Below are 11062 nucleotides of genomic sequence, written 5' to 3'. Positions count from 1 at the left end.
GGCAGCGAGGCCGGTGATCTGCCACGCCCGAAACCAGAATCCGCGGCCGACACCGAAATCCATCAAGACCAACCCCGGATCGGTGGATCAAGGCTAAGCGCTGCCGGTGTGGAACCGCCATAACGTGTGCGGGGCGGCTTCCCCGAATTCAAGTTCCTCTTCGATCATCCGCTCGTCAGTGTGGACTTCTTGGGGGTACCCGGTGAGGATAACCATATCCGGGCCGCCCTGACCTCGGTCCGCCGCGTCCGGACCCGCGGCCCGGGCGGCGCTGGCGGCAGTTCCCGTCGTTTTACCGTGTTCCGCGGCGGAAGCCGAACCCATGCCAAGAGTCAGCGCGACGATGATCGCCAATGCGGTGCTGGTTGCGCTGCGAAGGTACATACGGAGAACACTTCCGCACTGGAACTGAGGAACCGCTGTGACGTCTCGCGCTCCAAGGCCGCTCCCACATAACCCGAAGAAGCCGCAACTGGCCCATGCCCGGGCTTTCGAAACCTTGCGAAGCCGGTCACAGCGCCTTCATGGCGCTTCGGCGAGCCGCGGGTCCACTGCCAGGTCCGGCCCCTCTGGTTGGCGGGCGGTGGCGGGAGCCGGAGTAAAGCCCAGCTCGAATCGGCAACCCCCGCCGGGGGTTTCACCGGTGCGGATCCAGCCGTGGTGAGCTGCCATAATTCCGGCCGCGATCGCCAGGCCCAGACCGCTCCCGCCGCTTTCACGGGACCGGCTTTGATCCAGCCGGACAAAACGTTCGAAAATCCGATCCCGTTCAGCCGCCGGCACCGGCAATCCATCGTTGTCGATGCTAATGAGCGCCCCGTCATTGGTGTTGCGCAGCCGAATGCTGATCCGGGATGTGGCGTGCCGGTCGGCGTTGTCCAGGACGTTGCGCACGACCTGGCCCAGACGCCGCGGGTCCCCGGATACCCTGACGGGCTCGAGGCTGACCTCGATAACGCGGGTGCTGGTGGAACGCAGCCGGCGGATCTCCTCGTTCAGGACATCATCCAGATCCACGTCCGTGCTCTCGAGCCGGAGACCGCCGTCGTTGGTTTTGGCCAGGGTCAGCAAATCCTCGACCAGGTAACGCATCCGGGCTGTTTCCCCCGCTAAAACGGTTTTCATCTGTTCCCAGGTCGCGCCGGAAGCGTCAGCGGCGGCGATCTCCACTCCGGCGCTGAGTGTCGCAAGCGGGCTTCGCAGTTCGTGGCTGGCGTCCGAGACGAAGCGGCGTTGTTCCTGGTCTGAGGCCTGCAGCCTGCCCAGCATCATGTTCATCGTCTCGGCCAAGGACTGGATCTCATCGGCGGTGGGCGGCACGTCCACGCGCCCGTCCAGGCTCCGTGCGCTGATCCCTGCGACCTGACCACGGATCAGTTCCACTTGCCGCAGTGACCGCCCGACCAGGACCCAGACGGAAATACCGACGACCACCAGCAGCATCGGCGTGGCCCCGAGGATGAACCAAGCCACCGTGGAAACGGTGTCAGCCTGGACCTGGACGGTCGCGGCAACGACCACCGTGTAGAGCCGGCCCCCGACATCGACGCCGGTCGCCACGATCAGGAAATCGTCGCTGTCATGGAGGCTGTCCAGTCCGGTCACGTCCTGGGTCAGGGTCTGTCCGGCCCCGGGGCGAAGGGAAGTCAATGGGGCCGCCGCAGCTGCAGGTATCGATGAGGCAAATACTGAACCTCCCGGTGCGAGAATTTGCACGTATTGACCCGTATGGGCGGTCAAGGCAATGTATTGGCCGGCCTCGGCGACGTCCTGTCCGGAGATCTGTGCGATGACGTCGAAGCTTTGCTGCCGCGCCGTCGTTTCCGTTGACGCCACGAGGGAGCTCTGGAGCAAGGCGAGCAGGACGATCCCGCCCACGGCCAGTGCTGCCGCCACGACCAGCACCGCGGTCGCGGTCGCGCGCTTGCGCACACCCCAACGCGCACTGCGCTGGCGCGCCAAACCCTGAGCAGCATCCATGTTCCAAGGATGGGCCCGGCACAGGGCAGAAAACAAACCCCTCCCCCGGGTCCTGTCTCAGCCGGACCTCAAGCACGCTAAGTCTCCTCTCAGGCGCCACGGGCCACACTTGAACCATCGCCACCCGCACCGGGAGGCACCGGCGGACCCAAGAGCCCGCCACGAAAGGAGCCGGACATGAACGTTAAAGACCTGAAAACCAAGACCAAAATCGTCATCGTCAGTGCAGGAGTCCTCGGCATGGCCGGGCTGGGCCTTGGGGCCGCAAACGCTGCAACACCGGCGCCGACCACCACCCAATCCGTCACGGCGGACACGCCCACCCCGGGCGACACGGCTGACACACCAGGTGCCGTCGACACGCCCACCCCGGGCGACACAGCCGATGCTCCGGGTGCCGTCGAGGGCACCGAAGCGGCAGACGCACCGGAGGCGCCCGGTGATACCGGTCCGAACATTGAGCAGACCGGTGACCACACCGATCCCGGGGACGCCCCCGGTTCCCCGTAGCACCGACCCGCGCAGGCGGCCTTGAGGAAAGGCCCGGCAGACAGCACAGCACAGCGCCGCCGGCGTACCGGGACCCGCGAAGCACCCCGCTTCGCGGGTCTTCCGGCGCCTGGGCAGCAACACCAGCGTCCGGTATTAACTCCCGGCGTCCGGGAGCACCGGCAGTTCGAAGGACTACGGTATGAACACTCTTTCCGGGTTGGATCTGCTCACCGGGATCGTTCCGGTCAGTGTCGGGTCCGCGGCAGCGGCGGCGGCACTGCTCCTCCTGCTCCGCCGCGGGCGGAGTTGGTGGATGAAGATAGCCTCGGCGATCTCCGCCGCGGCCCTGCTGGCTCAGGGGACAAGCTGGTACTTGGTTCATGTGGCCGCAGTATCAGCCCAGGCACTGCCCTGGCCCGTTACCGGGTGGATCGGTGTCGCGTTCCTGGCTCTCCTGTTGGCGGGTCTGAACATGGCGGGAACCGGCTGGCGGCGCAAAATTACTGCACTTGTGGCCATGGCGGTACTGATTCTGGGCGCCGCGTTGGAAGTAAATGCCTACTTCGGCACCTACCGGACCCTCGGTGATCTGACCGGAGCCAATACCGCAGCGATCCAGTCGCTTCCGTCAGGCTCCCGGCTGGTGCCCCGGACCGCGGACCCGTCAGGACCCGGCCCGAAAACGGGCCCGTTGGCGGCCACATGGGTGAAGCCGGCGGGTCTCCCTGCGGCCGGGACGATCAACTCGGCGCAAATTCCGGGTACGGCGTCCGGCTTCGCCGCCCTCAGCGCCTACGTCTACCTCCCACCGGCGTACCAGGCAGACACAGGACCGGCACTGCCGGTGCTGGTCCTGATCGCCGGCCAGCCCGGCTCACCGGTAGACTGGGTTACCGCCGGCGGCGTCAAAACCGCCATGGATGCTTTCGCCGCAGCACACAACGGACTCGCACCCGTCGTAGTCATACCCGATGTCAACGGCTCCGCCACGGCCAACACAATGTGCATGGATTCGCGCATCGCCAAGGCCGGCACGTACCTCTCCACCGATGTCCCCGCCTGGATCAAAGCCACCCTGAGAGTGGATCCTGACCCTGCCCGGTGGGCGATCGGCGGTTTCTCTTTTGGCGGGACCTGCGCCCTGCAAATGGCGTCCCTGCACTCCGACAAATACCCCTCAGTAATCGACGTCAGCGGCGAAGCGGAACCGGCACTGGGTCCGGACCGGGCCGCGACCATCGCACAGGCGTTCGGCGGCGATACGGCCGCCTTCGACGCGGTCGCGCCCTTGAACGTCCTGGCCACCCGGCACTACACCCACAACAGGATCTACCTCGCCGCCGGGGCGCAGGACGGCACGTTCGCCGGCTACCAGGTCCGGGTCGCTGACGCAGCAGCTAAAGCCGGCTTTGACGTCAAGACGGCCCTGGTGCCCGGGCTGGGACACTCCTGGGAGGTTCCACGGCAGTCCCTGGCCCCGGCCGTGGACTGGCTCGCGCCCGCCCTGGGGCTGAACCCCTGATGTCGGAATCCGAAGGGTTCGGCGCATCCTCAGGATTCTCTTATCGGCAGCGGCATAAGTTGCTAAGCATGACGGAAATGGCAATCGAAACCAGCATGCTGGCTAAGACCTACGGGTCGAAACAGGCCCTTGAGGCCCTGAGCCTCGAAGTTCCCAGAGGCGAGATCTTCGGCCTGCTCGGACACAACGGGGCGGGCAAGACAACGACCGTGAATATCCTGACCACGCTACTGCCTGCCTCGTCCGGCACGGCACGGATAGCGGGCCACGACGTCAGCGCCGGTGCTGACCGGGTGCGCCGGTCGATCGGTTACCTTCCGGAGAATGTCCAGTTCTACGACAACCTCACGCTGGCGGAGAACCTGATGTTCTTCGCCCGGCTCTCAGGGGTACCGGATCCCGCCGCCCGCATCGAGACGGCACTGGCTGCCGTGGACTTCACCGGCCACGGCCAGGAACGGATGTCCACGTTCAGCAAAGGGATGCGTCAACGCGCCGGGATCGCACAGGCCATCCTGCACGAACCGAAGGTTCTGTTCCTGGACGAACCGACCTCCGGACTGGACCCGCAGGGTGTGGCCAAATTGCGGGAGATCATCATCGGCCTCAACCAGTCCGTGGGAATGACCGTGTTCATGAATACCCACCTCCTGGCAGAAGTGACCAAGACCTGCACCAGCATCGGGATCCTTAGCTCAGGAAGGCTGATCTACCAGAACTCCGTCGCGGCCACCCTGGAGGCTTTCCCGGACCAGGCATCGCTTGAAGATATTTACCTCCACATCGAATCAGGCACCCCCTCATGAATCCCTGGGTAGCCACCGTCGGCCACGAACTGCGCAGCGCCGGCCGTGAACGCCTGCCCCAACTGCTCCTGATGATATTCATCGGCATGACCGCCGCCTCGGCATTTATCGGCTCGGCCGCGAAGGCAACCGTCACCGAGGTGTACAACGCAGCGGCCGGCCAGGGGCTCACGGGTGCGCCCAATCCGTTCGGGAATGTCCCGCCGCTCTACTATGCCCGCAACACCGTCATTTACATCCTCCTGATCGGGGCCTTGCTGGCCATCGTGAACGGTGTCCAGTCCGCGATGCGGGACCGGCGTGCCCGGACGGTCGATCTGGTCCTGACCCGGCGCTTGACCCCGGCCAGCTACCTGTCCGCGAAAATGGCCGGCATCAGCCTGGGACTCCTCGCCGTCCTGGGGACCTCGGCACTGATCAGCGCGGCCTGCATCAGCGCCGTCACCGGAACCATCCCCGCACCCGATCAGCTGCTCCGACTCACGGAACTTTTTGGCGTGGCATGGCTCTTCCTGCTCTTTTTTGTGGCCCTGGGCATGGTGAGCGGGATCCACGCATCCAGTTACACCTCTGCTCTGTTGGTCCCCATCGTGATCTGGAGCGTCATTATCTTCGTGTTGCCGCTGCTCGGGACCGCGGTCCACCCCGTCTCGCTGCTGAACCCCGTAACACCGCCTACGGCCCCGCAGACCGGCATCTTTGCGCTCACCGCGGCCCTCACCGGTCCCTTGTCACTCGGGGAACACTTCAAACACGTCGCCGCAATCCTGCTCCAGGACCCCCAAGCCACCGGCACCATGACCGGCGGGATCACGGTAATCCTGGCCTTCCTCTTGGCCGGGATCGGCGCGGTCGTCCTGACCGGACGGCCCAGCATGCGAAAGGAAATTCATGACTAGCCTCATCACGCTGTGCCAGAAGGAACTCCGGGACCTCTCCCGCAACCGTTCCCTGCGGCTGCTCATCCTCTTCCTGGCCGTCGTCGTCGTGCTCTCCGTCCTCGTCGCGGCCGCGGACTTCCGGACCAAAACTGCCGACTACAACACCTATCTCGCGGCTCTTAAAGCCAGCGGTGGTGCCGTGACCGCGCCGCCGCCTGACCTTTTCCCGCTACAGATGCTCCGGGCGGGCATGGAATACCTGGAAATCGTCGGGAGCCTCTTCGCCGTAATCCTCGGCTACGGACTGATCGCCAAGGAGAAGAACAACGGGACCCTGCAACTGCTCTTCACCCGCCCTCTTGGCAGGCACAGCTTCGCCGCCGGGAAAATCCTGGCCGCCCTGATCATCTGGACCGCCGTCACCACCGCCCTGTTCGCCGTCATCACCGCGACTTTGCTCATCGCCGGCAACGCCCCCCTGACGGGAACAGACCTCATCCGGCTGCTCATCGCCGCAGCCCACACCACCATCTACCTCACCCTGTGGTCCCTCGCGGCGCTGGCCCTGGCCGCCCTCACCCGGGCCCCGGCTACCGGGCTGATCCTGGCCCTGGTCCTCTGGCTCGTGGTGGTCCTGATCATCCCGCAAATCGGCGACACCATGGACCCGGACAACCAGATCCCCGGCGGCCTCTTCGCGAGCCTCCAAATCGACAAAGCCCACGAACACGCCGTCATGGCGAACTTTACTGGCTACGAAACAGCCCGCGACCTCATCGAACAAACCTCCCTGACCAAACAATATGAACGCCCCCTCTTCGCCTGGCTCGGCATCAAAAACCAGTACAACCAACAGAGCCCTGCATTTGTGTGGGCAGGGACGTTCAACCACAGCCTCTGGCTCCTCGCCGGATTCTCCGCGGCCATCACCGCAGCATTCCTGGCCGGCACCCGGCACAAACTCCTCCGAAAGGCCTAGAACAATGAAGACGCTCACCCTCAAGAAAATTCTTTTCCTGGCACTGGTCGTCATCGCCGCCCTGGCCGCGATCCTGATCTGGCAGGGGACCCTCGGGGCCCCCACACCATCGGCCCAGCCCTCATCAACAGCCCCGGCGGCCACCGTGCTGCCCGTCACCAAAAACCCCATCGCCACCACCGGAATCGCCCCGGGACTCACCATCAGCAAAGTTAAGGCCGAAGACAACACCGACCCGCAAACCAACGCCGCCATTCCGGACCGGCTCCAGTTCACACTGAGCAACTCCACCCCCGCCCGGATCAGCAGTATCGAGGTGTACTACACCATGACGGATTCAGCCACGGGACAAACGGAGTCCTACTACCAGAAGCTGGACGGACTGACCCTGGCGCCGGACGCGTCCGCCACCGTGTATTTCGACAACGGCAACGGCCCCGGGCACTACCCGGAAAACAAATACAGCCTCTACCGCACCTCAACCAACGAAGTAAAAATCAGCGTTGAGGCCGCCGCGCCCGGACTCGCACCAGCCACCGCCACCGCCACCAAAGCCAAGGGCACCGGCGAAAAACTAGACTGACACAGGTTACTGCCGGGCCAGGCGACGGTGCAGGGACATGCCTCAGGATCCCCTCAGGCGTCATCATCCATGCTGGTAGTACCGATACGAACCCGCAGGAGACCCACCATGAAGAGCCCGAGCCAGAGCCAGACGGCCGCTGGAGGATCAACCGGTCCGGCGGCCCGAGAACAGGACCGCACGTCATGACCTGGATCATCGATGCCATCCGCAACGCCGGGCCCCTGCCCGCCTACCTGATCATTACTGCCCTGGTCTTCGCCGAAGACGCCCTGTTCATCGGATTCATCCTGCCCGGCGAAACCGCAGCCGTCCTCGGCGGGGTCCTGGCCAGCCAGCACCATCTTCAACTCTGGCTCATCCTGCTCCTCGTCATCGCCGCAGCCATCATCGGAGACACCGTCGGCTACCAGATCGGCCGCCACTTCGGGTCCCGGATCCTACAGATCCCCCTGCTCCAAAAACGCGGGCCGCAGCTGGACCGGGCACGGGACCTGCTCGCCCGCAAGGGAGGATCCGCCGTGTTCCTAGGCCGGTTCACCGCGTTCTTCCGCGCCGTCATGCCCGCCCTCGCCGGGCTATCCCACATGCCCTACCGCCGATTCCTGGCCTTCAACATCGCCGGAGGCACCATCTGGGGGGCCGCGGTAGTCCTCGCCGGATACTTCGCCGGAAACGCCTACCTCACGGCCGCCAAAACCTTCGGACCCACAGTAACCATCGCACTGCTGGCCGTCCTCACGGCCGCGGCGGCAGCCTGGTACCTCCGAAAAAGGATCAAAGCCCGAACCGGTCAGGGCCCCGCTGCGCCGCCATTCCAAAGCGAAACTCCCAGCCAGCCGGTGTCCTTGGAAACCAAGCAACCCGAAGACCCGCAGCCGCCGATACGGCCCGCACACACATGCACGGTCCCATAAATGAAAAGTTGCAACGGACCAGGGCATTGCCGGCAGGTCCCCAAAGAGAACGTTCCCAAGGAAAGGACGAGCCGATGAACTTTGACGATCCCCGGATTCCCGTGTACGCCACGGCACCCCGCGCCGGAGGACCAGAAAACGACACAGCCATGTCGCTGCAAGACCAGGCCCGTGGCATCATCCAAGCGGTCCTGACCGACCCGGAAGCCGCATCTGTCAAGGCCACTCTGCGCAGCCTTCTCGCTGCCCACCCCGATGACCACGTCGCCGTACTCCGGGAACACCTGATCCTGATACGGGGACTGGACCGTGCACCGAGGGACGGTACCGGGATCGCTACCGAACCCAGAGCCCGGTCGCACTCCTAAAGTGCTTATCGATGACAACCAAATCAAGGTGTAGTCATGAATGCAGCCCGAAACGACTCTCCACCCAACAGTCCGGGCCGCTAACGGCTTTTACGGGTTGATGTATCAGGCGGACGGGAACCTCGTGCTCAACGTCCCGGACGGGGGACTCCGGGACCGATGGCAGCGCTGCCGGGGTTTGCATCATGCAGGCCGACGGGAACCTCGTGCTCTACGGCCAGGACGAGGACTACGTGTGGGACAGCAAAACAGGCAAACCCCGGAAGCCGACTCATCGTTCAAGACGACGGAAACGCAGTCATCTACCGGCCCGAAGGCACTCCGGTGTGGGTAACGGGAACCCCCTAGTCCTAGATAGAGACGTAGCCGAGAAAAGTCTCCGAGGTCCGGGGAACCGGCGCTAGCTTGCGAGGCGCGGCCGGCAGGAACCGACCCTGACGCAGCGGCGGAGAATCAGTGAGCTATCCGCGCTCGACGTGCAGCCGTTCTTGGTTCCTACCGTGCCAGTAACTTAACGCCGTCGGGACGAAGCTCTCCGGCCGGTGAGACGTGCCGGTACAGGGTCTGGCGGGTGATGCCGAGTTCGGTGCAGAGCTCCCCGACTTTGGTGCCGGGCTTGCCCATGGATGCAGTGGCGAGCCGGAGTTTGGCTGGGGTCATCTTGTAGGGGCGTCCTCCGTTGCGGCCGCGGGCGCGGGCGGAAGCGAGGCCGGCGAGGGTTCGCTCGGAAATGAGTTCACGTTCGAACTCGGCGAGGGCGGCGAAGATCCCGAAGACGAGCTTCCCCGAAGCTGTGGTGGTGTCGATCGCGGCGCCCTGCCCAGTGAGGACCTTCAGCCCGATACCGCGTTCGGTGAGATCGTGGACGATGTTGACCAAGTGGCGCAGGTCCCGGCCCAGCCGGTCCAGTTTCCATACGACCAAGGCGTCGCCATGGCGCATGGCTTTGAGGCAGGCGGCCAGTTCGGGCCGGTCATCCCTCTTCCCGGAGGCCTTGTCCTCATAGAGGGATTCCGGATCGATGCCGGCGGCCAGGAGTGCGTCGCGCTGCAGGTCCGTGGTCTGGGAGCCGTCCGCCTTTGAGACGCGCATGTATCCAACGAGCACAGCAGTTCTCCTCTGTCATTTATACGTTCGTTTAAGTGACAGTGCGATTTCAAACCGGGTTGGAATCAAAAATATGTCACTTAACCAGTCATTTATTCTAAGTCGTGCAAAGGGTCATTGATTCCCTGTTTGTGACAGAAAGTCGAGGGGTATCTGAAGCTCGGCGAAGGTTTCCCGGAGACCGCGCACGGATTCTCACTCCGGCATCCGTACCGTGCCAAGTCGTAGCGCTATTTCGCGATCAGAGGGTATTCTGTGGCCGCTTCAACAGCGATGTCGAAGGAATCCCATGCCCGTTTCGATAGCTCGGGCAGAGTCGGATCGCTCCGGTCATCAGTGTGTAGGCCAGACTCCCATGGATACTGGCCGTGATAGGAAACCACAGCCGGGGCCAGCCAACGCTCCAGCTCACTCAACGTCAATCCGGCAGCCTGATCCGAATCATAGGTTCGACGTTCTGCGGGGTTGGGGACCGTCGTCCCCGGGAGTTCGTGGACCCGCATCGAGTTCGTGAAGGAAAACCCCCTCTTCACCGGCGAAGACTCGCCCCTGGCGAACCCCATGCTCTCCGTCATGGGCCGGCTCAGCCCCGCGAATTCGGCATCAGCCGAGAAACCGTCTACCAATACATCCGAAACCCCGTCCACTAACCCAAACTTGGCGGCTCACGACACCCTCAGGAGGACCAGGCCGCGTAGGGATACCGGTGCGTTTGTCCCCCATATATAACGACGTTGGGCCCCACCCGAAGGTGGGACCCAACGTTTTTGTCTGACGCAAGTTTCCAGTAGACGCCCGTTGCAGCTGTCGGGTCAGGGGACCTTAGTGCGCGTGGTCTCCGCGGCTGTATTCGAAGACCCAGCCCACGAGTGCAACCACGGCGAGTCCTGCGGCGATGAACGTAATCCACCAGCCGACTGCCAGGCCCAGGAATCCTCCTGCGCAGGAAAGGCCCAGGACCAGCGGCCACCAGCTCCAGGGGCTGAAGTGCCCCTGTTCGCCGGCGCCTTCGTGGATCTCGGCGTCGCTGCGGTCCTCCGGACGGAGTCCGACCCTTTTACCGGTGAAGCCAAGGTAGGCACCGATCATGCCCGAGAGACCGGCCACGAGGAGAATTCCCAACAGGCCAACGGGTTCATGCCAGTTGGTCATGAAACCATAAACCAGGGCGACTGGTACGAAGAAGAAAACGCCGCCGCCAAAAATCCAAGATTCGATCTTCACTGGGCTGTGTCCTTCTGGTCGGCGTTACCGAGCACTGTTGCTACGGGAGCAGGCGACTCGACTGTATGTACCTGCGAAAGTTCCGGGTGGTGCAGGTCCAGGGCCGGACGCTCTGAACGGATGCGGGGGAGGGACGTGAAGTTGTGGCGAGGCGGCGGGCACGACGTGGCCCATTCGAGCGAGGCGCCGAAGCCCCACGGGTC

General features: G+C 64.1%; 12 protein-coding genes and 1 pseudogene. 8 read left to right on the top strand and 5 right to left on the bottom strand.

The window, feature by feature from the left end:
* Nucleotides 1–93 precede the first annotated feature (93 nt).
* Together ABIB45_RS21950 and ABIB45_RS21945 are read right to left on the bottom strand one after the other, a co-directional pair.
* Complete coding sequence (locus tag ABIB45_RS21950) at nt 94–384, bottom strand: hypothetical protein (protein WP_354217956.1); 291 nt, start codon at nt 382–384, stop codon at nt 94–96.
* A gap of 138 nt (nt 385–522) precedes the next feature.
* Entirely contained in the window at nt 523–1932 is a 1410-nt protein-coding gene (locus tag ABIB45_RS21945; RefSeq protein WP_354217955.1) for a sensor histidine kinase, read from the bottom strand.
* A 225-nt stretch (nt 1933–2157) separates the two neighbouring features.
* On the opposite strand from ABIB45_RS21945, the gene ABIB45_RS21940 reads away from it, so the two are divergent.
* The 8 genes from ABIB45_RS21940 to ABIB45_RS21905 all read left to right on the top strand — a co-directional run bounded on the left by ABIB45_RS21940 (nt 2158) and on the right by ABIB45_RS21905 (nt 8528).
* Nucleotides 2158–2490 (top strand): hypothetical protein, encoded by a 333-nt coding sequence (locus ABIB45_RS21940; RefSeq protein ID WP_354217954.1) that lies wholly within the window; start codon nt 2158–2160, stop codon nt 2488–2490.
* Between the two features lie 181 nt (nt 2491–2671).
* On the top strand, nt 2672–3994 hold the full coding sequence (locus ABIB45_RS21935) for an alpha/beta hydrolase (protein ID WP_354217953.1): 1323 nt from the start codon (nt 2672–2674) through the stop codon (nt 3992–3994).
* 68 nt (nt 3995–4062) lie between these two features.
* The gene (locus ABIB45_RS21930; protein WP_354217952.1) at nt 4063–4800 is read left to right on the top strand and encodes an ABC transporter ATP-binding protein; all 738 of its coding nucleotides are present in this window, start codon (nt 4063–4065) and stop codon (nt 4798–4800) included.
* Nucleotides 4797–5699, top strand: a complete 903-nt coding sequence (locus ABIB45_RS21925; protein ID WP_354217951.1) for an ABC transporter permease — start codon at nt 4797–4799, stop codon at nt 5697–5699. The genes ABIB45_RS21930 and ABIB45_RS21925 overlap by 4 nt, the downstream gene beginning before the upstream one ends.
* The gene (locus ABIB45_RS21920; RefSeq protein ID WP_354217950.1) at nt 5692–6660 is read left to right on the top strand and encodes an ABC transporter permease; all 969 of its coding nucleotides are present in this window, start codon (nt 5692–5694) and stop codon (nt 6658–6660) included. The genes ABIB45_RS21925 and ABIB45_RS21920 overlap by 8 nt, the downstream gene beginning before the upstream one ends.
* 4 nt (nt 6661–6664) lie before the next feature.
* Nucleotides 6665–7243 carry a hypothetical protein gene (locus tag ABIB45_RS21915; RefSeq protein ID WP_354217949.1) on the top strand — a complete coding sequence of 193 codons (579 nt, stop codon included), beginning with the start codon at nt 6665–6667 and terminating at the stop codon, nt 7241–7243.
* 185 nt (nt 7244–7428) lie between these two features.
* Nucleotides 7429–8160, top strand: coding sequence for a DedA family protein (locus ABIB45_RS21910; RefSeq protein ID WP_354217948.1), 732 nt, complete (start codon nt 7429–7431; stop codon nt 8158–8160).
* A gap of 74 nt (nt 8161–8234) precedes the next feature.
* Nucleotides 8235–8528 (top strand): hypothetical protein, encoded by a 294-nt coding sequence (locus ABIB45_RS21905; protein WP_354217947.1) that lies wholly within the window; start codon nt 8235–8237, stop codon nt 8526–8528.
* Nucleotides 8529–9023: 495 nt separating this feature from the next.
* Here the strand turns inward: ABIB45_RS21905 and ABIB45_RS21900 are convergent, their stop codons facing one another.
* The 3 genes and pseudogenes from ABIB45_RS21900 to ABIB45_RS21885 all read right to left on the bottom strand — a co-directional run.
* The gene (locus tag ABIB45_RS21900; protein WP_354217946.1) at nt 9024–9635 is read right to left on the bottom strand and encodes a recombinase family protein; all 612 of its coding nucleotides are present in this window, start codon (nt 9633–9635) and stop codon (nt 9024–9026) included.
* A gap of 822 nt (nt 9636–10457) precedes the next feature.
* Nucleotides 10458–10859, bottom strand: a complete 402-nt coding sequence (locus ABIB45_RS21890) for a cytochrome c oxidase subunit 4 (protein WP_354217945.1) — start codon at nt 10857–10859, stop codon at nt 10458–10460.
* Nucleotides 10856–11062, bottom strand: a pseudogene (locus tag ABIB45_RS21885) (aa3-type cytochrome oxidase subunit I); the annotation flags it as partial. The gene ABIB45_RS21890 and the pseudogene ABIB45_RS21885, both read right to left, overlap by 4 nt.

Source organism: Arthrobacter sp. UYCo732 (assembly GCF_040547265.1).
Lineage (GTDB): Bacteria > Actinomycetota > Actinomycetes > Actinomycetales > Micrococcaceae > Arthrobacter.
This window is presented reverse-complemented; position numbering and strand designations above follow the sequence as displayed.